General features: G+C 66.3%; 25 protein-coding genes and 1 pseudogene. 15 read left to right on the forward strand and 11 right to left on the reverse strand.

Features of this window, described 5'->3' with window-relative positions:
- The first annotated feature begins 53 nt into the window (after window positions 1–53).
- Complete coding sequence (locus tag B9C43_RS03900) at window positions 54–662, forward strand: hypothetical protein (RefSeq protein WP_084424633.1); 609 nt, start codon at window positions 54–56, stop codon at window positions 660–662.
- A gap of 9 nt (window positions 663–671) precedes the next feature.
- Window positions 672–1,151 (forward strand): DnaJ family domain-containing protein, encoded by a 480-nt coding sequence (locus tag B9C43_RS58330; protein WP_084424634.1) that lies wholly within the window; start codon window positions 672–674, stop codon window positions 1,149–1,151.
- Between the two features lie 28 nt (window positions 1,152–1,179).
- Here B9C43_RS58330 and B9C43_RS03910 read toward each other — a convergent pair.
- Window positions 1,180–1,716 (reverse strand): annotated as a pseudogene (locus tag B9C43_RS03910) (response regulator); the annotation flags it as partial.
- Window positions 1,717–1,810: 94 nt separating this feature from the next.
- Window positions 1,811–2,434, reverse strand: a complete 624-nt coding sequence (locus tag B9C43_RS03915; protein ID WP_033393459.1) for a TetR/AcrR family transcriptional regulator — start codon at window positions 2,432–2,434, stop codon at window positions 1,811–1,813.
- 59 nt (window positions 2,435–2,493) lie between these two features.
- On the opposite strand from B9C43_RS03915, the gene B9C43_RS03920 reads away from it, so the two are divergent.
- Window positions 2,494–3,726 carry a cytochrome P450 gene (locus tag B9C43_RS03920; RefSeq protein ID WP_084424636.1) on the forward strand — a complete coding sequence of 411 codons (1,233 nt, stop codon included), beginning with the start codon at window positions 2,494–2,496 and terminating at the stop codon, window positions 3,724–3,726.
- Here B9C43_RS03920 and B9C43_RS03925 read toward each other — a convergent pair.
- Together B9C43_RS03925 and B9C43_RS60070 are read right to left on the reverse strand one after the other, a co-directional pair.
- The gene (locus tag B9C43_RS03925; RefSeq protein ID WP_084424638.1) at window positions 3,698–4,837 is read right to left on the reverse strand and encodes an MFS transporter; all 1,140 of its coding nucleotides are present in this window, start codon (window positions 4,835–4,837) and stop codon (window positions 3,698–3,700) included. The two genes, B9C43_RS03920 and B9C43_RS03925, sit on opposite strands and share 29 nt — an antisense overlap.
- A gap of 207 nt (window positions 4,838–5,044) precedes the next feature.
- Window positions 5,045–5,185: an SEC-C metal-binding domain-containing protein gene (locus tag B9C43_RS60070; RefSeq protein WP_200825414.1), complete on the reverse strand. Its 141-nt coding sequence runs from the start codon at window positions 5,183–5,185 to the stop codon at window positions 5,045–5,047.
- A 244-nt stretch (window positions 5,186–5,429) separates the two neighbouring features.
- On the opposite strand from B9C43_RS60070, the gene B9C43_RS03935 reads away from it, so the two are divergent.
- From B9C43_RS03935 to B9C43_RS03950, 4 genes are all read left to right on the forward strand, one after another.
- Window positions 5,430–5,780 (forward strand): response regulator, encoded by a 351-nt coding sequence (locus B9C43_RS03935; RefSeq protein WP_160096303.1) that lies wholly within the window; start codon window positions 5,430–5,432, stop codon window positions 5,778–5,780.
- A 114-nt stretch (window positions 5,781–5,894) separates the two neighbouring features.
- A complete protein-coding gene (locus tag B9C43_RS03940) occupies window positions 5,895–6,125 on the forward strand; it encodes a hypothetical protein (protein WP_084424640.1) in 231 nt (76 codons plus the stop codon).
- Entirely contained in the window at window positions 6,122–6,439 is a 318-nt protein-coding gene (locus B9C43_RS03945; RefSeq protein ID WP_235038421.1) for a hypothetical protein, read from the forward strand. Before B9C43_RS03940 ends, B9C43_RS03945 begins: the two co-directional genes overlap by 4 nt.
- A gap of 21 nt (window positions 6,440–6,460) precedes the next feature.
- Window positions 6,461–7,240, forward strand: coding sequence for an IclR family transcriptional regulator (locus tag B9C43_RS03950; RefSeq protein ID WP_143446100.1), 780 nt, complete (start codon window positions 6,461–6,463; stop codon window positions 7,238–7,240).
- 43 nt (window positions 7,241–7,283) lie between these two features.
- On the opposite strand, the gene B9C43_RS03955 is transcribed toward B9C43_RS03950, so the two are convergent.
- The 4 genes from B9C43_RS03955 to B9C43_RS03970 are packed head-to-tail and all read right to left on the reverse strand — an operon-like array spanning window position 7,284 to window position 11,609.
- Window positions 7,284–8,207 (reverse strand): phosphotransferase, encoded by a 924-nt coding sequence (locus B9C43_RS03955; RefSeq protein ID WP_084424646.1) that lies wholly within the window; start codon window positions 8,205–8,207, stop codon window positions 7,284–7,286.
- Window positions 8,208–8,225: 18 nt separating this feature from the next.
- Entirely contained in the window at window positions 8,226–8,879 is a 654-nt protein-coding gene (locus B9C43_RS03960; RefSeq protein WP_033394034.1) for a response regulator, read from the reverse strand.
- Window positions 8,876–11,377: a histidine kinase gene (locus B9C43_RS03965; RefSeq protein WP_084425573.1), complete on the reverse strand. Its 2,502-nt coding sequence runs from the start codon at window positions 11,375–11,377 to the stop codon at window positions 8,876–8,878. Before B9C43_RS03965 ends, B9C43_RS03960 begins: the two co-directional genes overlap by 4 nt.
- A gap of 4 nt (window positions 11,378–11,381) precedes the next feature.
- Complete coding sequence (locus tag B9C43_RS03970) at window positions 11,382–11,609, reverse strand: hypothetical protein (protein ID WP_033394036.1); 228 nt, start codon at window positions 11,607–11,609, stop codon at window positions 11,382–11,384.
- Window positions 11,610–11,765: 156 nt separating this feature from the next.
- Between B9C43_RS03970 and B9C43_RS03975 the strand changes: the two genes are divergently transcribed.
- From B9C43_RS03975 to B9C43_RS03985, 3 genes are read left to right on the forward strand one after another with little or no spacing between them, the layout of a single operon-like run.
- Window positions 11,766–13,100 carry a cytochrome P450 gene (locus B9C43_RS03975; protein ID WP_160096305.1) on the forward strand — a complete coding sequence of 445 codons (1,335 nt, stop codon included), beginning with the start codon at window positions 11,766–11,768 and terminating at the stop codon, window positions 13,098–13,100.
- Entirely contained in the window at window positions 13,090–14,100 is a 1,011-nt protein-coding gene (locus tag B9C43_RS03980) for a family 2 encapsulin nanocompartment cargo protein polyprenyl transferase (protein WP_084424650.1), read from the forward strand. Before B9C43_RS03975 ends, B9C43_RS03980 begins: the two co-directional genes overlap by 11 nt.
- 11 nt (window positions 14,101–14,111) lie before the next feature.
- Window positions 14,112–15,158 carry a terpene synthase family protein gene (locus B9C43_RS03985; RefSeq protein WP_084424651.1) on the forward strand — a complete coding sequence of 349 codons (1,047 nt, stop codon included), beginning with the start codon at window positions 14,112–14,114 and terminating at the stop codon, window positions 15,156–15,158.
- Here B9C43_RS03985 and B9C43_RS03990 read toward each other — a convergent pair.
- Window positions 15,155–15,754 carry a TetR/AcrR family transcriptional regulator gene (locus B9C43_RS03990; protein ID WP_033394039.1) on the reverse strand — a complete coding sequence of 200 codons (600 nt, stop codon included), beginning with the start codon at window positions 15,752–15,754 and terminating at the stop codon, window positions 15,155–15,157. The two genes, B9C43_RS03985 and B9C43_RS03990, sit on opposite strands and share 4 nt — an antisense overlap.
- A gap of 202 nt (window positions 15,755–15,956) precedes the next feature.
- Here B9C43_RS03990 and B9C43_RS03995 point away from each other — a divergent pair, with 202 nt between their 5' ends.
- Window positions 15,957–18,200 carry a PQQ-dependent sugar dehydrogenase gene (locus B9C43_RS03995; protein WP_084424653.1) on the forward strand — a complete coding sequence of 748 codons (2,244 nt, stop codon included), beginning with the start codon at window positions 15,957–15,959 and terminating at the stop codon, window positions 18,198–18,200.
- A gap of 118 nt (window positions 18,201–18,318) precedes the next feature.
- Here the strand turns inward: B9C43_RS03995 and B9C43_RS04000 are convergent, their stop codons facing one another.
- Window positions 18,319–18,891 carry a TetR/AcrR family transcriptional regulator gene (locus tag B9C43_RS04000; protein WP_143446101.1) on the reverse strand — a complete coding sequence of 191 codons (573 nt, stop codon included), beginning with the start codon at window positions 18,889–18,891 and terminating at the stop codon, window positions 18,319–18,321.
- Window positions 18,892–18,967: 76 nt separating this feature from the next.
- Here B9C43_RS04000 and B9C43_RS04005 point away from each other — a divergent pair, with 76 nt between their 5' ends.
- Window positions 18,968–19,882, forward strand: a complete 915-nt coding sequence (locus B9C43_RS04005; RefSeq protein WP_084424655.1) for an SDR family oxidoreductase — start codon at window positions 18,968–18,970, stop codon at window positions 19,880–19,882.
- Here the strand turns inward: B9C43_RS04005 and B9C43_RS04010 are convergent.
- Window positions 19,873–20,832: a helix-turn-helix transcriptional regulator gene (locus tag B9C43_RS04010; protein ID WP_033393435.1), complete on the reverse strand. Its 960-nt coding sequence runs from the start codon at window positions 20,830–20,832 to the stop codon at window positions 19,873–19,875. The two genes, B9C43_RS04005 and B9C43_RS04010, sit on opposite strands and share 10 nt — an antisense overlap.
- A gap of 49 nt (window positions 20,833–20,881) precedes the next feature.
- Here B9C43_RS04010 and B9C43_RS04015 point away from each other — a divergent pair, with 49 nt between their 5' ends.
- The 3 genes from B9C43_RS04015 (at window position 20,882) to egtB (ending at window position 24,571) form a co-directional block, all read left to right on the forward strand.
- Window positions 20,882–21,913, forward strand: a complete 1,032-nt coding sequence (locus B9C43_RS04015) for an FAD-dependent oxidoreductase (RefSeq protein ID WP_033393431.1) — start codon at window positions 20,882–20,884, stop codon at window positions 21,911–21,913.
- A 100-nt stretch (window positions 21,914–22,013) separates the two neighbouring features.
- Window positions 22,014–23,243, forward strand: coding sequence for an ergothioneine biosynthesis glutamate--cysteine ligase EgtA (gene egtA / locus B9C43_RS04020; protein WP_051897937.1), 1,230 nt, complete (start codon window positions 22,014–22,016; stop codon window positions 23,241–23,243).
- Window positions 23,240–24,571, forward strand: coding sequence for an ergothioneine biosynthesis protein EgtB (egtB, locus tag B9C43_RS04025; RefSeq protein ID WP_084424656.1), 1,332 nt, complete (start codon window positions 23,240–23,242; stop codon window positions 24,569–24,571). The genes egtA and egtB overlap by 4 nt, the downstream gene beginning before the upstream one ends.

Raw genomic sequence — 24,571 nt, forward strand, 5'->3', positions numbered from 1 at the left:
GGGGAGCCCAACGCCACTGTGGAGCACGCGGCTGCTTCTGTTTGAATGCCCCGGTGACCATCGCAGTCGGTGTCTTCGAGCTGTTCACCTACGCCATCCCGGGTTCGCTCTATGTCGCCCTCTTCACCTACATCGCGGCCCGGGCGCAATGGATCGACTTGGCCGCCGTGCTCAAGTCACCGTCGTTCCTGCTGGTCATCGTCGTCGTGCTGCTGAGCTACCTGCTCGGCTACCTTGCCTATCCTCTCGGCTTGCTCGCGCACAAGATCCTGCCGAAGCGCCGCAAGCGTGACGTCACCGCGGAATTCCTGCGCCGCAATCCGTCCGCCAAGGACCGCCCATTCGTCCAAGCCGATCCGTTTCTCCTGCTCGCGGCCATTCAGTTGCAGGACGCGGAAGTGGGCGCGGACGCCTCCCGGGTACGTGCCACCGGACTGATGCTGCGCAACTGTGCGCCACCTGTCCTTTTCGGTGCTGTCGCGGCGATCGTGGAGTTGTTCGCCGGTCGTAGCCCGGTCTTCGCCATTACGTGTGCCGTGCTGTTTCTCATCGGCGGTATTGCTTTGGTCGTCCAAGGGCGGATGCTTGGTCACTGGGCGCGGATGCGCACTCTTGAGGTCGCGTTCTGGATTCCGGATATCGACGACAAGTTCCGTCCGTAACATGGGGTTATGACCGAACGCAAGCCGTCCGACATCTCCTTCGAGACGTGGGTCGACCGGCAGGTCAGGATGGCGCGGGAACGCGGCGACTTCGACGACCTGCCCGGCACCGGCAAGCCGTTGCCCGGAGCCGGGAAACAGGTGGAGGACGACTGGTGGCTCAAGGACTACATGAAACGCGAGGGGCTCACCGCCGAGACGCTGCTGCCGACGCCGTTGCGGCTGCGCAAGCAAATCGAGCGGCTCCCGGAAACCGTTCGTGAGCTGAGGTCCGAACGTGAGGTCCGCGAACTGGTCGTCGACCTCAACGCCGAAATCGTCGAGTGGCTGCGGGCGCCGTCCGGCCCGTTCATCCTTCGCGTCGGCCGGGTGGATGTCGAAGAGGTTGTGGCGCGATGGCGGGCGAGCCGCCCGAAACCACCGCCCGCGCCACCGGCTGAGCCGGCTCGGTCATGGTGGCGATGGCCTCGGCGCGACCGGAAACCCTGAGTTTGGCGTAGATGCACGACAGGTTGTTGCGGACGGTCTTGGGCGCGACATGCAGTTCGCGTGCGATCGCCCCGGTGGAGAGCCCTGCCCGCAGCATTCGCATGATCTGCTGTTCCCTGGCCGTCAACTCGTCCGTGCCGCTCAGCAATGAGCCGATCCGGGCGGCGATCCCGGCACCGAAGATCACCTCACCGGCGGCCATGCCACGGATCGCGGGCACGATGCTCGCTTTTTCGGTGCCTTTGACCAGGTAGCCGCGGGCGCCTGCCTGCACGGCCGTGCGGATCGACGTGTCGTCGTCAAGCGTGGATACCACGAGCACCGCGGTGTCGGGAGCGGCGCGCACGACATCTCGGATGGTGTTCATTCCGGCGTCGTGGGGATCGAGAACGAGCACGTCAGGTCGGTGCCGCAGGACCGCACTGAGCGCCTGCGGGCCGGTCTGCGCGCTGCCGACGACGGTGATACCGTCCATTGTGGACACTATGGGGCTCCGGTCGGCGACCACCACTGTCACGGGAGGTAATCGGTCGCCGGTCATGTCCGGAATTCTCGCCCGGCCCATTGCAGTTTCTTTGCACCGGGTGGCTGGCGCGGGTTGTGGCTGCTGAGTGGTCACGCCGACTATTCGGAGCCGCGGCCACCCCTGGAGTGCTCGGTCACCCGAATGCCGGGTTCGGCGCAGGCCGAAGCGCGCCGACCAGCTTGCCGATCATGGCCAGGTACTCGGCTTTCAGCTGCGGTTTCGCCGATTCCGCCGCGTCTGCCAATGTCATGCCCGCCGCCGTGAGCATGCCGAAGACCAGCCGGGTGGTGGTCTCCAACGGCTGCCGTTCCAACTGGCCCGTGTCCATCAGGTCGCTGAGCAACTGCTGGATGAAGCCGTACGCCAGCGCCTCCTCCGCCGCGAGCCATTGCGGCCAGCCGAGGGCGATCGGTCCTTCCTGCCAGACGACCTTTCCGTAGACCGGATCGCAGCAGTGCTCAAGGAAGACGTCGAGCGCGCGGAAAGCCGCTTCCCACGGATCGCTCGCCGACGCGGCGGCCTCAGCGGACTCCTGCAGTGCGGTGTGTTCCAGCTCTTCGAAGACCGCTTCGAACAACGCGGTCTTGTTGGCGAAGTGGTGGTAGATCGCGCCGCGGGTGGCCTGGATGTCCGCGGCGATGTCCTCGAGTGCCGTCTTGGCGAAGCCTTGTTCGGCGAACCGGCGGGTGGCCGCGGCCAGTAGTGCCGCCCTTGTCGCTTGGGAGTACTGCTCGCGCCGGCTGGCAACTCTGGACATGCGCAAAGCATAAGACATACGCTGTGTATGTGACCGACAGAGCGTATGTGGGAGGGCCTGTGGCTGAGCAGGAGAGGGTCTGGTTCAACCCGTTCTTACCTGGGTTTTTCAACGATCCGTACCCGCACTACAAGCAGTTGTCCGAGGAACACCCCGTCCAAGATCACCCACTTGGCTTCTGGTTCCTGAGCCGGTACGACGACGTGCTGGCCCTGCTTCGGGCGGGCCAGTCAGTCGAGATCCGCAACATATCCGACGTCCCGCCTGCGCATCCGGGCGCCACGCTCGACTCGGGCCCGGGTGCCGCGGCGTTGAGCGCGTCGATGCTCGACCGCGATCCACCCGACCACACCCGCCTGCGGGCGCTGGTGACGAAGGTTTTCACCCGACGGGCGATCTCCGCGCTGGAGCCGCGGATCACCGAGCTGGTCGACCGCGCACTCGACGAGATGGCCGAGCGGGGGAGTTCGGACCTGGTCGAGCAGCTGGCGTTCCCGCTGCCGTTCGCGGTGATCTCGGAGATGCTCGGCCTGCCCCCGGTCGACAACGCGCGGATCCGTGACCTGTCCGGGACTCTGGTGCGCTCGCTCGAACCCGTCGCCGACGAGGAGACGGCACAGGCAATCTTCTCCGCTGCGGTCGAGCTGCAGACGCTGACCAGGGACCTGGTGGCGTGGAAGCGGGCCAACCCGGCTGACGACCTGCTGACCGCGTTGATCGCGGCCGAGCACGAAGGCCAAGTGCTCAACGAGGACGAGCTGGTCTCGCAGGTGGTCCTGCTGTACGTCGCGGGCCACGAGACGACGGTCAACCTGATCGCCAACGGAACTTTGGCTCTGCTGCGCAATCCTGACCAGCACGCGCTGCTCAGGCAGCGGCCGGACCTCACGGCCAACGCCGTTGAGGAGTTCCTGCGCTACGACTCGCCGGTGCAGCAGACCAGAAGGATCATGATCTCGCCGCACGAAGCCGGTGGTCTCCAGATCCCGCGCGGTGCGTTCGTGATCGCGTGCCTGGCGGCTGCCAATCGCGACGAGAAGGTGTTCGGCCCGGACGCGGACAAGCTACGGCTGGATCGCAAGGAAGCCCGGCATCACTTGTCGTTCGGCGGCGGGCCGCACCACTGCCTGGGCGCGGCGCTGGCAAGGCTCGAGGGGCAGATCGCGATCGGCCGTATGGTGCAACGGTTCCCAGACCTGGCGCTGGACGGGGAGATTGAGGTGAACAACCGGATCAACCTGCGTGGCCTGAACAAGCTGCCGATCAAGGTTCACGCCACCGTGCACGGCTGACAGTGGCGAACAGTCCCAAGGGGACAGTGAGGGCGGCGGCGATGAAGAAGATCGTGCCGTAGGCGCCCGCCTCGACCAGTCCGGCGACCGCGGCGGCGGCGACAGCGCTGCCCGCGAACAACGCGGTGGCGAACAGGGAGATCATGGTGGCGCGCGCGTCCGGCACCACCTCGGTCGCCCACGTCTGCAGCGACGAGTGCATCGCGGTCCACGCCAGTCCCAACAGGACAGCCGCGATGACCGTGATCCACGGTGTCTGCTCGATCGACAGCAACGCGCACGCGAGAACGCCCGCGCCCGCGCCGATGCCGATGAGCTTGGCCGGATGCCACCGGGTGGTCAGGTTCACGACCACCCGCGTCATCAGAAACACTGCGATCCCGTACACCGCGGTGACCGCTCCGGCGATCGTCGGCGTGGCACCGGATTGCTCGACGGCAGGGGGAAGCAACGTCAGAACGCCAAGCAGCACAACGCCTTCGGTGAACGCCAGCAGCAGAACGAAGACAGCGGCCTTGGTCCGGCCGACCGACACGATCGCCTTGACGACACTGCTGCCTTTGCGGGTCAGTGGAGGCTGCGGCAGCTTGCGCAGCAGGATGAACAGAACGAGGGACGCGATCCCGGTGGCGACGAAAGCGGCGCGCCACGACAGAAGCTCGGCGATCAGGCCCGCACCGATCGACGCCAGCCCGATGCCCATGGCAGTGCCGACCATCAAGCGAGTGATCTCCGGCTGACGTTCCTTGGCGGGGATCGTGTCCCCGAGATAGACCAGGCTCGCCGGGTAGGCCGCACCGAAGAAACCACCGGCGAAGCCCCTGCTGATGGCGAGCCAGAGCGGATTGCCGACGAAAGCCGCGGCAATCGTCGAGACCGCCGCGGCGAGCATCGTCAGCCGCATCGTCCTGACCAGCCCCAGCGCGTCCGAGACGGTGCCCCACACGAGCTGCATCAGCCCGTAGACGAGGAAGTAGACGCTGGCCGCGCGCACGACTTCGGACAGTGAAGCACCCATATCGGCAGCGATGGAGATCAGCATCGGCGGCATCACGAACCGGTCGAGCGTGCTCACAAACGTTGTGAGCTGCAACAGCCTGATCGCCCGCATAACCCGACGTTACTGCACGGGCAATCGATTGCAACAGAGATCTTCTTCACGCTGACGATGCATCGAAAATCTGACGATAGTTTCCTATGCTAACCGTTTGCTCGGAGGATGGCTACGGCGTGGCAGGCCCACCACGCCGCCGCGAAGGAGCGTGGGCAACGAGCAGGTTCTTCATCGGGGGCACAGACAACAGCCGCTTCCCTTCAATCACGGACGTAGTAGTGGCCCATCGTGTCGTCGAACCGGCCGCTCGCTCGGCAGCACCGGCTGAAACCGCCGCCCTGAGCCACAAGGACACGGGTCCTTGCCGCCGAGTTTCTCGATCAGCTCAGTGTCCTCGCCGACCACGCGGTGGCCGCGTTTGACCCTGGCCTCGCTAGAGGGAACCCCCGGCGACGCTTGCTGGTCCGCTCAAAACAACACCTCGTCCATGACAGCCTCCTTCATCGAGTTCGGGGGACTGTAGAGCTCCGGGACTGGCGCGAGCGACGGGTTTTCCGACCGCTGACTCCGTGGCTACGTCATTTGTCGCGATCGATCCGGGTCATCGGGTCCTGGTTCGGCGTCTGCTCCCGGGCGTGAAATGGGAACGATGATCCGGGTGCTGATAGTCGACGACGACCTGCGGGTCCGGTCGGCGCTGCGCGCTTTCCTCGATGCGAATGCCGGATTCGACGTCGTCGGTGAGGCTGCCGGGTCCGCAGCCGCGTTGGAGATCGCCCGGACGTTGGCGCCACATGTCGCCGTTGTCGATATGCACCTGCCGGGCATCGACGACGGGTTGGCGCTGTTGCGTGAGCTCATGGAGCTCAAAGTCCCGGTTGTGGCGATCAGTCTTGATCTTGCCGTGCGGCAGAGTGCCCTGGCCGCGGGTGCGTCGCGGTTCCTCGACAAGGCGAGTGTGCCCGAGTTCCTGCTTGATGCCCTACGTCAGATGACGTAGCCCGAACGCGACACGAGTCATATTCGACATTGCCGCAACGGATCGGACAGGTTCGGTCGACTGTCCGATGTATCCCGGCGTGATGTGGAGCACTGTCATCGCTGGGAGGCTGAGATGAACGCGATGATCGAGATGACCAAGCTGTTCTACCAGCGCCCTCAGCCCGGAGCACCGGACGAGACGGTCGCCGAGTGGTATCGGGCAAAGGGCCGGATGCACGAACGGCTCGCCGAATGCGCAGGTCACGACGCGGCACAGGAACGTGCGTACGCCGCAGCGAGCTACGAGCACGCCCGCAGGCTTGAACTGCGTGCTGCCTCGTGCCGGACCGAGCAGGCGGCGTGACGGCCGCGCTGGCCGGCCGGCTCGCCGCCGAGGACGAGGCGGAACGAGCCGAGCGGCTGTCCCCTGATGACCGGCTCACGTGCCATGTGCACGGCAAGTGGATCCATCAATGTGTGTCATCGCCACTGCATGCTCACCCAGTCACGCGTCACCGCTGGTGCCGTGACTGCGCAATGGTCTTGACCGTCACCGTCGACGAACTGGCGCGGACCGTAGCAATGCGTTGTCCGCGCTGCGGCGGAGGAAGTAGTGCCGCCACCGTCCGGCTTTTGGCCGCATGCCAGGCAAGCCTCGCCGCCGCGAAGGCGGCCTGATCAAGCAGAGGTGTGCAGACGATGACTTTGAGCGACACAGCAGTGCAGGCCACAGGCGTGGTCGCGAAGGCGTTCACGATTTTGGAGGGCTGGGACCACCGGGGCGAGACCCTTGGTGTGTCCGAGCTTTCCCGCAGAACCGGGTTGCCCAAGTCGACCAGCCATCGGCTGCTCGGCATCCTCGAAGCGGCAGGCGTGGTCGAACGCCTCGCAGGCACTTACCGGTTAGGCAACCGGATCCGGGGTATCTCCGGCGTGCTGAGTGCGGGGATCCCGACCTACCTGCGCGAGGTCAGCCTGCCGTTCCTGCAGGACCTGTACGAGCTGACGCACGAGACCATCCACTTGGGAGTCCTTGACGGCGTGGACATCCACTGTGTGGAGAAGATCTACGGGCACCGCCGCGCGCCGGTGTGCTCGCGGGTCGGCGGCCTGCTCCCGGCTCATTCGACCGCACTGGGCAAGGTTTTGCTGGCGTATTCACCGATGGCGACGCAGCGGGCGATTCTGACGTCCGAGTTGGCGATGTTCACGCCGGCGACCATCGTGCAGCCGTTGCGGCTCGCCGCCGAACTCACGACCGTGCGGCGGCATGGCCTCGCCTACGACCGTGGGGAGACCCATCCTGAAGTGAAGTGTGTCGCCGCGCCGTTGGTGAACGCGAAGGGCCGTGCGATCGCCGCGATCTCGATCAGCGGTCCCGCGGGACGCTTCCAGCCGGAGGCTGTCGTCGAACGGCTGCGCCGTGCGGCACGGGCGGCTTCCGTTGTCCTGGCGTCGAAACGCGCCAGCGTCGCGTAATGCGCATGCCGGGCCCGATCGTCGCCCGGGCCCGGCATGCGACCTAGATCCAGGCGGTGACCGGCTTCGTGGAGCGCCACATCTCCAACGCGGGCCGCATGCCCTCGCCGAGCGATGGCATGTCCGGGACCTGTGCGTAACAGGCAACGAGCTGAAGCATCCGGATGCCTTCCATCAGACGCAGCAAGCGCTCGTCCAAAGGCTTTCCGGCCTCCGCGGCGTACGCCTGCTCGGCCTCCGGGCCGACGAAAGCCATATCCCACTCGACCGGGCCGCGGGTGACCAGCTCGAAGTCCGAGCACAGCTCGCCCTGCGGTGTGGCGATCAGGTTGTAGACCGGCGAATCACCGTGGATGGGCCGCACTTCGGCCTGCGGGAACTCCTTGGCGAACGCGGCCTCGTCGGTGACTGTCGGCTTGACCGCCTGCCACTCCTTGACCGCGCGCTGCAGGTCGGCGGGCTCGACCAGGTCGGGCCGGTCGGCGAGGAACTCGAAGGACTTGTCCATGAACGGGTCGAGGAAGTCCATGAACGGCAGGTCGCCGGGGTAGTCCCGGAGCGCCTTGTGCAACTGTGCGGAGACTTGCGCGGATCGCTCCACGCTGATCTCCACGCCTTCGGCTTGCTCGACGAACTGCCAGAACGTCATGGAGAACCCGTCGCGGCTCACCGGCTCACGCGCGACGAGCGGGCTCGGCGGGACAACGGGATGGCCCTTGTCCGCCAGCCACCCGGCCACCTCCAGTTCCCGCTGCTGGCTGCGTGTCTGCTCCTCAGCCGTCTGCCACGACGGGAGAACCGTCGGCACGCGCACCACAACCGGTGAGGGCTTCAGGTGCACGATGACGGAGAACACGTTGTACAGGACCTGTGGCTCGGTGACCGTGAGCCCGAGGTCGCGGCCCGCGTCGGCCGCGGCGTCCCGCGCCCGGTCGGTACGAGCCGCCACTTGTTCGTCGGTGAGCATGCTTCTGATCCTAGGGCCTCATGGCCCTGTGACGAGTCCCTCTCGGACAGCCCATAGAGCGGCCTGGGTTCGTGAGGTCAGGCCCAGTTTGGACAGCACGTTGCTGACGTGTGTGCGCGCGGTGCGTTCACTGATCATCAAGGCGTCCGCGATGTCCTTATTGGACTGTCCTTTTGCGACAAGGATGAGGATTTCCCGTTCCCGTGGGGTAAGTGCGGTCGCCGTGCGGTGTGGCGAGACCAGCGACCGGGTCAACGTGCGGGCGACGGCGGGATCGAGGTGGACCTGGCCGCGTTTGGCCGCACGCACCGCGGCACCGACCTGGTCTGCCTCGGCGTCCTTCAACAGGTAGCCCGCCGCGCCCGCTTCCAGCGCGACGTGGACGCGTTCTGCCTCGCTGAAGCTGGTCAACGCGACGACTTCGACTCCCGGATACCGCTGTTTGATCGCCTTGGTCGCCGCGATGCCGTCCAGGCGGGGCATGAGCAGGTCCATCAGCACGACGTCAGGCAGATCACCCGCGGCGGCGGCGATGGCGAGCTGGTCAAGGGCCGCCTGGCCGTCGGCGGCCTCGCCCTGTACCTCGATGTCGTCGAGCATCTCGAAGAACGCGCGCATGCCCCGCCGGACCACCGCGTGGTCGTCGACAAGGAACACCCGGATCGGGCTCATCGTGCGCGCTCCTGCATCTCCGTCGCGTCAGGCTTGGCAGCGTCCGGCACCACCAGACGGACAGTGGTCGGTCCGGCCGGACGGCTGTCGATCACCAGCTGGCCGCCGATCCGGCGCATCCGCTCGCGCATCCCGGTCAGGCCGAGCCCGGCGATGTGCGGTGCGGACGGGTCGAAGCCGGTACCGTCGTCGGCCACCTCGATCAGCAGGTCGCCGTCGAGTGACAGCCGAACCTCGATCCGGCTCGGGCTGGCGTGCTTCACGCAGTTGTGCATCGCTTCCTGCACCACACGGAACAGCTCTTCTTCGCGGAAAGCGCTGAGCGGTAGGCGTTCCTCCGGCGCGATGACCTCGACCCGCAGGTTCTCCCGTACCGCGATCGCCGACGCGCCCTTGCGGATCGCGGACACCAGGCCTTCCTCGTGCAGCGTGTCCGGCCGCAGCTGGAACAACGCGCCACGCATCTCCGCCAACGCGCCCTGGGTGAGGTTGCGCAGCTCGGCCAGGCCACGCGCGACAGGACCGTCGGGGTCGGCGCCTTCCTTCTGTGCGGCGAGTTCGACCGCGCGGGTGTAGAGCGTCATCGAGAACAGTGCCTGGGAGACCGAGTCGTGCAGCTCACGGGCCAGCCGGTGGCGTTCCTCCAGTGTCGCGACCTGCGAGGCCTCGTCGATCATCTCCATCACCTCCTCGACGCCCAGCCGTTCCTCGCCGGCCACCGACGCGATCATGATCCGCGCGGACGCGATGCCGATCGACCCGGCCAGTTCGGTCTCGGCCTGCCGGATCTGCTCGGGATCCGCGTCGGCGTTCGACGGTCCGTCGATTGTCCGTCCAAACCGCTCCAACAACGAACGCAACTCACCGATCGTGACCGCGCGGTGCCATGCCCGGGGTTCCGCGGGGTCGGCGAGCGCGTCGACGAACAACACAGCCTGTGCGCGTTCGGCGACATTCGGTCGCTGTATCAGCGAAACACACACGTACCCGCCGATGTTCACGAGCATGCTCCAGAACATCGCGTGGCTGACGCTGTCCATCCCGCTGATGCCGAACAACTGCTGCGGACGCAGCGCGGAAATCCCGAACGGGCCGTCGCGCAGGAACGTGTCCGGCAGCCAAGCGGGCAACAACAAGGTGTACGCCCACACCGTGAACCCGGCGACCAGGCCGACGAGCGCGCCGTCGCGTGTCCCGCCCTTCCAGAACAACCCGCCGAGGACCGCGGGCGCGAACTGGGCCATCGCGGCGAAGGAAACCAACCCGATCGACACCAGCGCCGAGCCCTCACCGGCGAAGCGGAAGAACGCGTACCCGGCCAGCATCACCAGGACGATCGTGGCCCTGCGGACGAACAGGATCAGCTTGGCGAGGTCGCGGCGCTGCACGAACTTCGGCGCGCCGCGCAGCAAGGCCGGCATCACCAGCGAGTTGGAGACCATCGTGCTCAACGCGACCATCTCGACGATGATCATCCCGGTGGCCGCGCTGAGCCCGCCGATGAACACGAGCAACGTCAACGCGCCCTGTCCGGCGTCCATCGGCAGAGTCAGCACGTACGTGTCCGGGTTGACCTCGGATCCCAGGCGTAGCAACCCTCCCGCGGCGATCGGCAGCACGAAGATGTTGATGACCAGCAGGTACAGCGGGAACATCCACATCGCCCGCTTGAGGTGCCGCTCGTCGACGTTCTCCACCACACCGATCTGCCACTGCCTCGGCAGCAACAGGCTTGCCAACGCGGCCAACACGATCAGCCACGCCCACGTCCCGGTCTGTTCGCCGAGTGTGAACAATGTGGACAGATTTGCCCGCGCGGCTTGGCTGAACAGGTCGCCGAAGCCGCCGTAGAGGCCGAAAGTGACGAAAATGCCGGCCGCGACGAACGCGACCAGCTTGACCACCGACTCGAACGCGATGGCCGCCACCATGCCTTCGTGTCGTTCGGTGGCGTCCAGATGCCTTGTGCCGAACAGGATTGTGAACCCGGCGAGCAACAGTGCCACGTACAGCGCGGTGTCCTGGAACACCGGCACGTGCCCGGCCGTTGGCTGGCCCCTGATGATCTCGAACGTCGCCGAGACCGCTTTGAGCTGCAGCGCGATGTACGGCACGATGCCGATCGCCGCGATGACCGTGACCAGCCCGCCGAGCGAGCTGCTTTTGCCGTAGCGCGCGGAGATGAAGTCGGCCATCGAGGTGATCCGGTTGCGTTTGCTGATCCGGATGATCCGCCGTAACACCAGCCAGCCCAACGCCATCATCAGCGTCGGACCCAGATACGTGGTGAGGAAGCCGAAGCCGTCGGTCGCCGCGCGGCCGACGCTGCCGTAGTACGTCCATGAGGTGGCGAAAACCGCCAGGGATAACGCATACGTTGTGCCCGAGTTGATCACGCTGCGGCCGGAGTCGGCGCGCCGGTCGCCGTAGAACGCCACCGCGAACAGAATGCCCAGGTAGGCGATCGAGGCCGCGACCACGACCCAGGTCTGCAACACCACGTCATCCTGACTTTCCGACAAGTACGGCGACCACCCCGATGATCACCGCCCACACCACGAACAGATAGACCCACACCACCGGAAGACCGAAAATCTGACCACCGGTGCTGAAAGCGGAGAGCAACGGCGGCATCAGCAGAACGAATCCGAATGCCGCGACAACGGTCAACCCGGTGGCCAGGCGCCCGCCGTCCACTGGTCGTGACTGCCGGTTCTTGCCGCGTCGCATCTCCACCACCCGGGAAAGGGAGAGAAAAGTCGCGAGCCGAGCCTAGAGCGCGTTTGTCCACTTTGCGAGCGGATGTTGACCGCCGGTCGACCGGCGTGTTCCGTGCGGCAGAACGAGACATGGACCCGGCGATTCCGGCCAGTCCACACTCGCGCCATGACGGCCACAATGACCAGCCCATTCACGTTCGCCGAGGCAAAAGGCGCGCTGCCGGTCCTCGGTCACGTCGGCAAGTTGCTGCGCGATCCACGCGGGTTCCTGATGTCCTTGCCCGATCAGGGAGATCTTGTCCGGATCCGGCTCGGCACCAGCAGGGCCTACCTGGTCTGCAACGCGGAGCTGACGCATCAGGTCCTGGTCAACGACCGGGTCTTCGACAAGGGCGGGCCGTTCGTCGACCGGCTGCGCGAGTTCATCGGGGAAAGCGTGTCCACATGCCCACGGGGAGAACACCGGCGGCAGCGACGGCTCATGCAGCCCGCGTTTCACCCGAATAGGCTCACCCACTACGCGGAGTTGATGAAAACGGAAACCGTCGTTGTCACCAATTCCTGGCAACACGGTCAAGTGCTCGATGTGTACGCCGCCATGCAGGCCATCACCACGAAGATCGCCGCCCGGACGATGTTCGCCGCGCCCGCGTCGGCCGCGCTGATCGAAGACGCTTATGACGCGCTGAACGAAATCATGACCGGTGCCGGTAAACGCATGCTCATCCCACCTCCGCTCGACAAGCTGCCGACCCGATCGAAGATCCGCTACGACCGCGCGAGAAAACGAATCCGGGAGATCACCGATCAATTGATCAGCGACTACCGCGCGGCGGGTGTGGACCACCAGGATCTGATGTCGATGCTGCTGGCTCGCGACGAGGACGGCGGTGCGTTGTCGGAGGAGGAGATCTCCAACCAGGTCGTCACGCTCTTCCTCGGTGGCGTGGAGACCGTGGCCTCAACGCTGGGCTGGGCACTGTGCGTGCTCGCCCTGCACCCAGAGATCCAGGACAGGCTGCACGCCGAAGTCGACGCCATCGGGCCGTCACCGACCCTGGAGGATCTCGCGAAGATGCCCTACGCCAAGGGCATCATCAGCGAGTCGCTGCGGATGTACCCGCCTGGCTGGCTGCTGACCCGGATGACCACCAAGGACAGCATGCTCGGCGGCGTGCACATCCCGGCAGGCAGCACGGTCATCTACAGCCCGTTCCTGCTGGGCAACCGCAGTGACCTGTTCGACGACCCGGACCGGTTCGACCCGGATCGGCACGCGAAACGCCCGGTCAAGGGCTCGTTCGTGCCGTTCGGTGAAGGTCCGCGCAAGTGCATCGGTGACACGTTCACCATGGTCGAGGCACCGCTGGTGCTCGCACTGATCGCGGCGAAGTGGCGTGTCGAACCGGCAGGGACGCGGATCCGGCCGCTCGAGCGGATGTCGCTGCTGCTCACGCCGCGCGACCTCAAGGTCCGGTTGGTGGCCCGTGATGACTTCTAACGGGACGGTTCAGCTGTCCTCCGCCACGGAGGTCCTGGCGTGGAGCCGGGAAATGACCGATCCGGCGCTGCGTGACTGTGTCGCCAAGCTGCCGTCGTCCATGCGCCGGATCGCCGGATACCACTTCGGCTGGTGGGACTCCACCGGCGCACCGACTCCCGGCACCGTCGCCGGTAAGGCCGTTCGCCCCGCGCTGGCACTCCTCGCAGCGCAGGCGTCCGGCGGAGACCCCACCGCGGCTGTGCCCGCCGCGGTGGGGGTCGAACTTGTGCACAACTTCTCGTTGCTGCACGACGATGTGATGGATCACGACCCGGTCCGCCGCCACCGGCCGACCGCGTGGACGGTGTTCGGCGTCGCCGACGCGATCCTGGCCGGTGACGCGATGCTGGCGCTGGCGACGTTGACCGTCTCGCACAACGCGCCTGCCGTCGAAGTGCTCAGCCGGTGCGTCGTCGAGCTGTGCCAGGGGCAGTCGTGGGACGTGGAATTCGAGCAGCGCGACCGGGTTTCGCTGGCCGAGTGCTGCAAGATGGTGTCCTTCAAGACTGGGTCGTTGCTCGCGTGCGCGTGCACGCTTGGCGCGCTGCTTGGCGGCGGAGACAGCCGCCGGGCACGAAAGTTGCAGTCGTTCGGCCGTCACCTCGGTATGGCGTTCCAGCTCGTCGACGATCTGCTGGGAATCTGGGGCGATCCGGCGGTCACCGGCAAGCCCGTGCACGCCGATTTGGTGCGCCGCAAGAAGTCCTTGCCCGTCGTTGCCGCGTTGAACTCCGCAACGGCGGCGGGGGAGGAGCTTTTCGATCTGTACCAGCAGTTCGAGGATTTCGATCCAGCGCGGGCCGCTCGATTGGTGGAACAATCGGGAGGGCGCGACTGGGCGCGAGCCAAGGCGGATGAGGAAATGGCAGCCGCGCTGGACAATTTGGCGGACTGCCAGCAGGACGCCGCCATCGCGTTGCACGAACTGGCCCGCATGATCACATCCCGCGATCACTGAAAGAGACCACTATGGACATCACTGAGACGACTGTGCTGTGGTGCCCGATGCCGCCCGGTATCCACCCGGACTGGCGGCAGTGGGAACGCGACACGGTGGCCTGGATGGAAAGCTTCGACCTCGACGGTGAACAACGCGAACAGGGCAGGCTGCACAGCATCATCGCCGGTGAGCTGGCCGGACGGACGATTCTGACCTCCGTCGACCCGCCCGGCGCGCAGTTCTCGACCGACAGCCTGATGTGGCTGTTCGCCTTCGACGACGCCTACTGCGACGAAGGCCGGTACAGCCACAGTCCGTCCACAATGGCCATGCTGGTCGCCGAGATGATCCGGATCGCCGAGACCGGCCGCACCACTTCGAGGAGCCCGCTCGCCCGTGCCCTCGCCGATCTGCGCCAACGCCTCGACACGTTGACCACGCCCGCGCCGACGGCTCGCTGGGTGCAGGCAATGAAGGGCTATTTGGGGTATCAGGTCTGGGAAGCGGCGTACCGCAGCACGAACACGATGCCCACGATCGACCAGTACGCCGTCGCACGGATTCGCAACGGCAGCATGGAAGTCTGTGCGATGACCCTGGACATCGCTGAGGGATATGAAGTTCCGGCTGACGAAATCGACCAGCCCGACGTACGGGCACTGATGGAAATGGCGTGTTCACTGGTCGGCTGGGACAACGACATCGCCTCGTATTACAAGGAACACAAACGCAGCGGCGACAAACTCAACCTCGTGGACGTGATCGCACACGAACGCGGGGTCAGCCCGGGCGAGGCTTTGCCGGAGGCCGTGGCTTTTCGCGACGCCGTGCTGGATCTGTTCCTGCGGCTGCGCGACCAGGTCGTGGCAGGGCCGGAGACCATGCGGTACATCGGCGGGCTTTCCGCGTGGATCCGGGGAAACCTCGACTGGTCGGTCAACACCGCCCGCTACCGCCGCCCGGACCGCCCGACCATCGCGGTCACGGATGATCCGGACCACGTCGTCGGGCCGTTCACTCCGCCACCGGGAATCGCCTGGTGGTGGGACCAACTGCGGACCACGGTCGCCGCCTAGTCGGAGATCTCCACGCTGCGCCGGTGCCTGCGGACGCTTTCCTCGACCAGGTCGAGCACCGGCTCGAGGTCGTCCGCGGGCAGGCCCATGGCCAGGTGCGACACCAGGCCTTCGAGCACGAGCTCGAGGAACGCGGTCAGCACCTTGACGTCGACGTCGTCACGCAGGTTCCCGGCCTCGCGCTGCCGCTGCAGACGCTGCCGGGTCGCCTCGGTCAACGCCTCGGAGCGCTCGGCCCAGCGGCCGCGGAACTCCGGATCGGTGCGCAGTCGCCGGGATACCTCCAACCGGGTGCCCAGCCAGTCGGCCGGGTGATCCTGCCCGGCAGGCGCCGCCAGGAGGTTGCGCATCACCTGGACGAGACCCTGTTGGGCGACCACGTCGGCCATCCGGCGCGCCTCGTCCTCGGCCAGCGCGAGGAAAAGGGACTCCTTGTCCCGGAAGTGGTGGAAGATCGCACCCCTTGACAGGCCGGTGGCCTCTTCGAGCCTGCGTACGGTGGCGCCTTCGTAGCCGAAACGCGCGAAACAAGTCCGCGCGCCGTCCAGAATCTGGCGGCGGCGGGCGTCGAGGTGGTCCTGGCTGACCCGTGGCATCGAACAATCGTCCCATGTGCTGGGTATTTATTGCAATCCGTACGTACGGATTGATACCTCCGGGGTTTTACAAAGAGTAACAGGGATTGACAGAGGGTCCGCCAAGGGTGTGTGATCCCCCTCATAGATAGGAAACTTTCTTATCTAATTCAGGAACTCCGCCGCAGTACCTCCGCCCCGACAATCCCTGTAGGAGGCTTCAGTGGCACCCCGTTCCCGATGGCGTGGGACGTTGTCCTGCGTCGCGGCCGGCGTCACGGTGCTCGCGTTAGCGCCTGTCGCCGCTGCCGCGCCCGCCGTGCTCGCCGACTATGAAGCAGAGGACGCGACGATCGTCCAAGGCGTGGTCGAGTCCAACCACGCCGGGTTCACCGGCCGTGGTTTCGTCAACTACAACAACCAGACCGGCAGTTATGTCGAGTGGACGGTCAACGGACCTGGGGCCGTCGACCTGACCTTCCGGTTCGCAAACGGCACGACGGTCAACCGGCCGATGGACGTCACGGTCAACGGCACGGCTGTCGCGTCGGGCTTGGCGTTCAACGGAACCGGAGCGTGGACGACCTGGCAGACCCAGACCACCCGGGCGACCCTCGCGGCAGGCGAGAACAAGATCCGCGCCACGGCCACGACCGCCAACGGCGGGCCGAACGTGGACAAACTGATCGTGAACGTTCCGGACAACGAGCCGCCGACGGCGCCACCCAACCTGCGTTCCACAGGCAAGACCCATAACACGACCGCGCTCGCGTGGGACGCGGCCAGCGACAACATCGCCGTCACCGCCTACGACGTGCAACGTAACGGGCAGACGGTACAGACAGTCAGCGGGTTGACTGCGAACGTCGGCGGCCTGCAGCCCGACACCGAATACACCTGGACGGTTGTGGCTAAGGACGCTGCGGGCAACGCGTCCCCGGCTAGCAACAGCGTTACAGTAAGGACAAATCAGGCACCGCCGAACACCGGCGTGCCGAACCCCGGCCCAGTGACCACGATCGCCAGCGGCGTTGACGTCGTCTGGGGGATCGCGTTCCTGCCGGACGGTTCGGCATTGTTCAGCGAGCGCAACTCGTTCAACATCTACCGGATCGCCGAAGGCGGAACCAAACAGCTGGCCGGCAAGATTGAGCAGGCAGTCGGCACCGGTGGCGAAGGCGGCCTGCTCGGCATCGAGCTCTCGCCGACGTTCGCCCAGGACAACTGGGTGTACGTGTACCACACGGCGTCCGAGGGCAACCGGATCATCCGGATCAAGTACGAGAACGGCCAGCTGGTGCAGAGCTCGTACCAGATCCTGGTGCAGGGCATCGGCAAGAGCCGCTTCCACAACGGCGGCCGCCTGCGCTTCGGCCCGGACGGCAAGCTCTACGCCACGGCCGGGGACGCGCAGGACACCAGCCGCGCGCAGAACAACAACTCACTCAACGGAAAGATCCTGCGGATCAACGCCGACGGCACGATCCCGTCGGACAACCCGTTCGGCAACGCGGTGTGGAGCAAGGGACACCGCAACCCGCAGGGCCTGGACTTCGACTCGCAGGGCCGCCTGTGGTCGTCGGAATTCGGTGCCAGCACACAGGACGAGGTCAACCTGATCACCCGTGGCGGGAACTACGGCTGGCCCAGCTGTGAAGGCACATCAGGCAGCTGCGGCGGGTTCATCGCACCGAAGAAGACGTGGTCGACCAGCCAGGCCTCACCCAGCGGCCTGACCATCATCAACGACTACGTGTTCGTCGCGACCACGGTCGGCCAACGCGTCTACCGGATGCGCATCGACAGCAGCAGCAACCTGGTCGAACAGCAAACGTACTTCCAGAACACCTACAACCGGTTGCGTACGGTCGAAGTCGACCACCAGGGCGACATCTGGCTGACCACGTCGACCGACAAGGACGGCACCCCCAACAACGACCGGATCCTGCACGTGGACATCCAGTACACCGGAGGCAGTGACTTCGCGTTGAGCAGTCCGGCATTCGCCGACAACGCGATGATTCCAGCGAAGTACACGTGCGCGGGCGACGGCACGGCGGGCCAGGACCCCTCGCCGCCACTGGCATGGGGAACCGAGGCAAGCGCGAAGAGCTACGCGATCGTGTTCTCTGACCGCGTGAACAACGGGAACAAGCGGCACTGGATCATCTGGGACATCCCGGCGACCACGCAGTCGTTGCCGGAGAACCTCGGCGCGGGCTTCAACGTGCCGAACCAGGGCAGCGCCAAGCAAAAGGCCATGGGCAGCGGAGCGAATTCGCAGAAGTACTTCGGCCCGTGTCCTGGCGGTAGCACGAACCCGTACACGTTCACGCTGTACTCGGTGAACGTGGCGACGTTGCCTGGCGTCAGCTCGTCCAGCGGGCTTGACGTGATCCAGAACGCGATTGTCGCCAACAGCGGGGCGAACACCGTCCTGAGGGGACGGTCAAACGCCTCGACCTGAGACGCTCGGGTGGCCGGACCTTGGCGGCGATCCGGTCACCCGAGCACCCGGTAGTTTTCGCCAGGCCCGGTGTCCGCGCGTCGCAGGGACCCGCGCGAACCGGGTCTGGCGAGTCCACTCAGGAAACCTCGCGCTCGTCCAGCAACCCGTCCACGATGATCCGGGTCGCCCGCTGGATGTCCAGCGCGGGCAACGGACGCGTGAGCACCTCGGTGATCAGACCGTCCAAACAGGCCAGCAGGATCCGGGCATGCCCCTCTGGATCCGGCGAACCCAGCCGGTCCAGCCAGCGACCACCGAGTTGCCAGTACCGCACCGACCAGCCCAGGATCTGATCCGCGATCTCCGGGCGCCACGCGGCTTCAAGGAAGATCGCGCGCCGCGCCAGCGTCAACTCCCTCGCTTGGTCGGTCATGTACAGCACCATGTCGGTCAGCCTGCGGGCGAACGCCTCGCGGTCGACCACGCCTTCGACCTTGCCGAGCAGGTCGCCCAGCAGCGACTGCTCGGTCTTCACCAGATGCCCGAGCACGCCTTGGATCAGCGCGTCTCGGGTGCGGAAGTGGTTGGACGTGCTGCCTTTGGGCAGTTCGGCCGCGGCGTCGACGGACAGGTGGGTGAGCGCCCGCGGCCCGCCCCTGGCCAGCACGGACACGGCCCCGATCAGGATCTCGTTACGGCGGGTAGGCACCCGTGAATAGTACTGCATTTGTAGTTTTCGTGAACCATGTCAGCACCTGTCAGGGTTCGTGTCCATCTTGGGAGCCATGACAGACCTCAAGGGCAAGGTGGCGTTGGTCGCGGGCGGGACCCGCGGCGCGAGCCGGGCGATCGCTGTCGAACTCGGTCGTGCCGGCGCTTTCGTGTATGTCACCGGCCGCAGCTCGGGCACCAACCGCTCCGAAGTGGACCGTCCGGAGACGATCGAGCAGACGCTCGAGCTGATCGAACAGGCGGGTGGCAAGGGCACGGCCATCCGGGTCGACCACCTGGAACGTGACCAGGTCGAGGGCCTGGCCCAGCGGATCGACCGGGAGCACGGACGGCTGGACATCCTCGTCGACGGCATCTGGGGCGGCGACGCCTACCTCGGCTGGGGCAAGTCGATCTGGGAGCAGCCGCTCAACGAGACACTCCGGATGATCCGGCTGGGAATCGACGCGCACCTGATCACAAGCCACCACCTGTTCCCGCTGATCATCCGCAACCCGGGTGGTCTTGTCGTGGAGATGACCGATGGCACGGAGGAGTACAACGCCAACTATCGCGCGTACGGGTCGTTGGGCTTCTACTTGGCTAAGGCGACGTCGCATCCGTTGGTGAAAGGGGAGGCGTTCCAGACCAAGGAATACGGCACGACTGTCGTCGCCGTGACACCAGGATGGATGCGGTCCGAGGCGATGCTGGACGCGTACGGCGTGACTGAGGACAACTGGCGTGACGCGACGAAGAAGGTGCCGTACTTCGTGATCTCGGAGACGCCGACGTTCACCGGTCGCACGGTCGCGGCGTTGGCGGCGGACCCGGACAAGACGCGGTTCTCCGGTCAGACGCTCAGCAGCGGTCAGCTGGCGAAGATCTACCAGATCGACGACGTCGACGGCAGCAGGCCGGACTGTTGGCGGTACATCGACGAGGTGCAGGACTTGGGCAAGGACCCGGACCCGGCCGGTTACCGGTGACGGTCCCACATCCGCCGTGCGGCGTCCGCGAAGGCGGCCCGCACGGCTTGCGGCTCGATCACCTCCACCTCGATGCCCAGGGCGAGTAGCTGGCCCGCGGCGATGTCCGGGCGTTCCAGGCCCAGTTCGACCTCGGTCCAGCCATCCGGGCCGGGTGGCTGGGCCTCGGCCAGCGCCTGCGATGCCACGTCGGGGTCGACGACGACCGGCAGCGCGCGGACACCGACCGGGCTGAGCCGTACGCGCACTTTCACCTGCTGCAGCGAGCGTTCGAACTGGGCCGACGACTGTTGCCACCAGCTCGTCAGGTCGAAGTCCGTTGGCCGGTCGAAGCGTGCGTCGAGTTCTTCGACCGTGGCGATCCGGCTGACGCGATAGGTCCGGACGCTGCCCTCGACGCGGGCGACGAGGTACCAGACACCTGCTTTGAGTACGAGCCCGAGCGGGTCGAGTACGCGTTCGACCTTGCGCTCGCCGTAGGTGATGCGGATCTGCTGTTGCTCCCATACCGCACGCGCGACGTCGGCGAGGTGCTCGGCTTCCTCCTCGCGTTTGAACCAACCCGGGGCGTCGAGGTGGAAACGTTGCGCCACGTGCTGCGCATGGTCGCGCAGCGGAGCTGGCAGCGTGGCCGACACTTTGGCGTGCGCGGCCGATACGGCGGTGCCCAGGCCCAGTTCGGCCAGGGCCCGGGGGACGCCCATCGCGAAGATCGCCACGGCCTCCCGCGAGGTCAGGCCGTCCAGCCTGGTGCGCCATCCGTCGACCAGCCGCACGCCGCCGTTGCGACCTGGTTCGGTCCAGATGGGCACGCCGGTGGCCTGCAACGCGGCGATGTCGCGGTGCATGGTCCGCTCCGACACCTCCAGCGCCTCGGCCAGCTCGGCGATCGTCGCACTGCGCTTGCTCTGCAGCGTGAACAGCAGGGCGACCAGGCGTTCGGCTCGCATGGCCCAGATCATACTACGAGCCGAACTATGGTTGTAGTAGCCTCGGTTCATGGACATTACCGTGGTAGGCGGCGGGATCGGCGGGTTGGCGTGCGCAGTCGCGCTGACCAAGGCGGGGCGCCCAGTACGTGTGCTGGAGCGCCGTGACGCGTTAGCGGACGCGGGGACTGCGCTGGGTATGTGGCCCAACGCCTTACGCGCCCTGGACGGGCTGGGGTTGGGCGACAAAGTCCGTCAAATCGGTGTGGTGCAAGCGGAAGCCGTGTTCCGACGGCCGGATGGCCGTCCGCTTGCCCGAATTCGGCCACGGAATGCCGTTGTGCTGATATCCCGCGGCGCGCTCACCCAGTTGCTGCATGATGCATTGCCGTCCGAAGTGCTGAGAACCGGGATCGAAGTGTCTGATGTGGACAGTTTGGCCGCCTCCGGTGGTGTCGTCGTCGGCGCCGACGGCATCAACAGCGTCGTGCGCAAGACGTGTTTCGGTGACGCGTATGGACTTCGGTACTCCGGATATTCGGCGTGGCGCGGCATCGTGCCAGGCGAGTACGGCCCCAGCGGCGAGATTCTGGGCCGTGGGGCCAAGTTCGGGGTCACCGGCGTGGAGGGTGGCCGGACGAACTGGTTCGCTCCGGTATGGTCACCCGCTGGTTTGCGTCATGCCGACCGGCATTTGCCGGAACTTCACCGGATATTCGGCAAGTGGTGTGACCCGGTTCCGCAAATCCTTGCGGCCACGGACGAATCGGACATCATCCGGCACGACCTCTACTACGTCGGGCCACGACTGCGCTCGTACGTGCGGGATCGTGTTGCCCTGGTGGGTGATGCGGCCCACGCCATGACTCCCGACCTCGGGCAGGGCGCTTGTCAGGCGTTGGAGGACGGCGCTGTGCTGGGCCGTTGTCTGGCGACAATGTCCGACACGGACCAGGCGCTGCGTCGCTACGATTCGTTGCGCCGCAAGGCTTCCCAGCGTGTCGCGGGCACCGCGCGACTGGTCGGCCAAGCAACCATGCGGCCAGGGATGGTCTTTCCGCGTGACACGTTGCTCCGTACCGCCGATTTCCTGATGCGCTGAGTAATCACCGCTGGACCGAGGGCGCTCGTAAGTTCTTCGCAATGCTTTTGTCGTACCCCGGGGGTAGCGTCGGAGGCGGTCTGAGCGAAGGAGTGCAAGAGTGACCATATTGCGGGACACGCCCATCAACGGGCCGGAGTTTCGCCCGCTGCGTGAGCGGGTGGAAGCCGAGGCCTACGTCGCTTCCGTCTGTTTCAAGCACGGCCCACCGAGGCTCATCGGCGTCGAGCTCGAATGGACAGTCCACTACGTCGATGATCCCCAGCGTCAGCTGACCGCCCAAGTGCTTCGGGAGGCACTCGGCGACCACGCACCTCCCACGTTGCGTGCAGACAGTCCCCAAATTTCCCTGCCAGGTGGCTCACCGCTCACCGCCGAGCCCGGCGGTCAGGTCGAGATCTCGGCTCAGCCGGAGGATTCCCTGACCGACCTGTACGCCACCGTCACCCAGGACACCGAATACCTGACGGGCCTGCTCGCGGCTCATGGCCTCGCGCTGGGCACGTCGGCGATCGATCCCTATCGGACTCCTCAGCGAATTCTCGGCACGCCGCGCTACAAGGCGATGGAGAAGGCGTTCGCTCCGCTGGGCACCGACGGCGTCACAATGATGTGCAGCACCGCCGGATTCCAGGTGTGTGTGGACGCAGGCGAACAGCAGGACCATGCCGCGCGGTGGACGGCCGTGCACGTGCTCGGTCCGCCGTTGAGTGCGCTGTTCGCCAACTCGCCCCAGATGCTCGGCCGGCGAACCGGTTGGGTGTCCAACCGGCTGCGCACGGTGCTGGGCACCGACCCGGTCCGCACGTATCCGAGTGAGATCACCGGCGATCCGGCCACCAACTGGGCGCGTCGCGTGCTGGAGACGCCGTTGTTATGCGTCCGCCGCGACGACGAGTGCTGGGACGCGCCGCCCGCTGTCACGTTCTCCGACTGGGTCACCGGGCGGGCCGACCTCGGCCGGGTGCCGACCATCGCCGATCTGGAGTACCACATCTCCACGCTGTTCCCGCCCGTGCGGGCGCACGGCTACCTGGAGGTCCGGTACATCGACGCGCAGGAAGGTGACCGCTGGCTCGCCCCTGCCGCCCTGCTCGTCGCCCTGCTCAGCAAGGTCGACGAGGTGATCGACATCTGCATGCCGGTCGCGGACCGCTGGCTGACCGCGGCGCGCGACGGGCTGCGTGATCCTGAGCTTGCCCGTACTGCCGCCAGGATCGCCGAGCTGGGCCTGGGCGCCCTCGGCGTCACCGGACTGCCGCCGCATCTCGCGCAGCTGGTGACCAGCGATATCGAACGCAGGTTGCGGGACGGGAGGAACCAGGGATGACCGCGTTCAGCGAGCTTGAAACGGAGAAGATGCGCGATCGGGTCGCGCAGCAGCTGGCCCGGTCGCGCGCCCGCAGTACCGCACTGACCGACGCGGTGGACGAGCACGACCTGGTCCGTCAGCACTCGAAACTGATGTCCCCGCTGGTGTGGGACTTCGCGCACATCGGCAACCAGGAGGAGCTGTGGCTCGTCCGTGACGTCGGCGGCCGGGAGCCGGTCCGTGAGGACATCGACAACATGTACGACGCGTTCCAGCATCCCCGTGCTGACAGGCCGGCCCTGCCGTTGCTGTCACCGGTCGAGACGCGGTCGTACGTGCGTGAGGTCCGGGACAAGGTGATGGACGTGCTGGCCAGCACGCCGCTGGAAGGCCGCAAGCTGGTCGAGAACGCGTTCGCGTTCGGCATGATCGTGCAACACGAACAGCAGCACAACGAGACCATGCTTGCCACGCATCAGCTGCGAACCGGCGACCCGGTGCTGCACGCGCCATTACCACCCGCACCGCCCGGCCCGGTGATCAACCGCGAGATACTGGTGCCCGCGGGTCCGTTCACCATGGGGACCTCGGTCGAGCCATGGGCCTTGGACAACGAACGCCCGGCGCATCAGGTGCATGTGGACGCCTTCGTCATCGACAAGTACCCGGTGACCAACGCGATGTACTTGGAGTTCGTCACGTCTGGCGGCTACGACCAGCAGCAGTGGTGGAGCGAGGAAGGCTGGGCCTACCGGCAGAAGGCCAACCTGGCCGCACCGAGGTTCTGGGTGCGGGACGGGGATCGCTGGCTGCGCAACGGTTTCGGCGCGGTCGAACCACTCGTGCTCGACGAACCCGTTGTGCACGTGTGTTTCTACGAAGCCGAGGCGTTCGCGGCATGGGCGGGCAAGCGGCTGCCCACCGAAGCGGAATGGGAGAAGGCCGCGCGCTTCGACCCGGACACCGGACGGTCCCGCAGATACCCGTGGGGCGACGAGGATCCCGGGCCCGAGCACGCCAACCTCGGGCAGGCGCACCTACGTCCGGCACGGATCGGCGCGTACCCGCACGGTGAGTCCGCGTTCGGGGTGGCGCAGATGATCGGTGACGTGTGGGAGTGGACGAGCAGCGACTTCCATGCCTACCCGGGGTTTGTGGCGTTCCCGTACCGCGAGTACTCCGAAGTGTTCTTCGGTCCGGACTACAAGATGCTGCGCGGTGGGTCGTTCGGCGCGGACGCGGCGGCCTGCCGTGGCACGTTCCGCAACTGGGACTACCCGATCCGCAGGCAGATCTTCAGTGGATTCCGGCTCGCCCGGGACCCCAGGCCCGACGAACTGCGCTGA

The organism is Kibdelosporangium aridum (assembly GCF_900176515.1).
GTDB classification, from domain to species: domain Bacteria; phylum Actinomycetota; class Actinomycetes; order Mycobacteriales; family Pseudonocardiaceae; genus Kibdelosporangium; species Kibdelosporangium aridum.

Bases quoted from the DNA above. Each gene is read 5' to 3' on its own strand.
- B9C43_RS58330 (WP_084424634.1), top strand. From the start codon at position 672: ATGACCGAACGCAAGCCGTCCGACATCTCCTTCGAGACGTGGGTCGAC.
- B9C43_RS03915 (WP_033393459.1), bottom strand. From the start codon at position 2,434: ATGTCCAGAGTTGCCAGCCGGCGCGAGCAGTACTCCCAAGCGACAAGG.
- B9C43_RS03925 (WP_084424638.1), bottom strand. From the start codon at position 4,837: ATGCGGGCGATCAGGCTGTTGCAGCTCACAACGTTTGTGAGCACGCTC.
- B9C43_RS03935 (WP_160096303.1), top strand. From the start codon at position 5,430: ATGATCCGGGTGCTGATAGTCGACGACGACCTGCGGGTCCGGTCGGCG.
- B9C43_RS03940 (WP_084424640.1), top strand. From the start codon at position 5,895: ATGAACGCGATGATCGAGATGACCAAGCTGTTCTACCAGCGCCCTCAG.
- B9C43_RS03950 (WP_143446100.1), top strand. From the start codon at position 6,461: ATGACTTTGAGCGACACAGCAGTGCAGGCCACAGGCGTGGTCGCGAAG.
- B9C43_RS03955 (WP_084424646.1), bottom strand. From the start codon at position 8,207: ATGCTCACCGACGAACAAGTGGCGGCTCGTACCGACCGGGCGCGGGAC.
- B9C43_RS03960 (WP_033394034.1), bottom strand. From the start codon at position 8,879: ATGAGCCCGATCCGGGTGTTCCTTGTCGACGACCACGCGGTGGTCCGG.
- B9C43_RS03970 (WP_033394036.1), bottom strand. From the start codon at position 11,609: ATGCGACGCGGCAAGAACCGGCAGTCACGACCAGTGGACGGCGGGCGC.
- B9C43_RS03975 (WP_160096305.1), top strand. From the start codon at position 11,766: ATGACGGCCACAATGACCAGCCCATTCACGTTCGCCGAGGCAAAAGGC.
- B9C43_RS03980 (WP_084424650.1), top strand. From the start codon at position 13,090: ATGACTTCTAACGGGACGGTTCAGCTGTCCTCCGCCACGGAGGTCCTG.
- B9C43_RS03985 (WP_084424651.1), top strand. From the start codon at position 14,112: ATGGACATCACTGAGACGACTGTGCTGTGGTGCCCGATGCCGCCCGGT.
- B9C43_RS03990 (WP_033394039.1), bottom strand. From the start codon at position 15,754: ATGCCACGGGTCAGCCAGGACCACCTCGACGCCCGCCGCCGCCAGATT.
- B9C43_RS04005 (WP_084424655.1), top strand. From the start codon at position 18,968: ATGACAGACCTCAAGGGCAAGGTGGCGTTGGTCGCGGGCGGGACCCGC.
- B9C43_RS04010 (WP_033393435.1), bottom strand. From the start codon at position 20,832: ATGCGAGCCGAACGCCTGGTCGCCCTGCTGTTCACGCTGCAGAGCAAG.
- B9C43_RS04015 (WP_033393431.1), top strand. From the start codon at position 20,882: ATGGACATTACCGTGGTAGGCGGCGGGATCGGCGGGTTGGCGTGCGCA.
- egtB (WP_084424656.1), top strand. From the start codon at position 23,240: ATGACCGCGTTCAGCGAGCTTGAAACGGAGAAGATGCGCGATCGGGTC.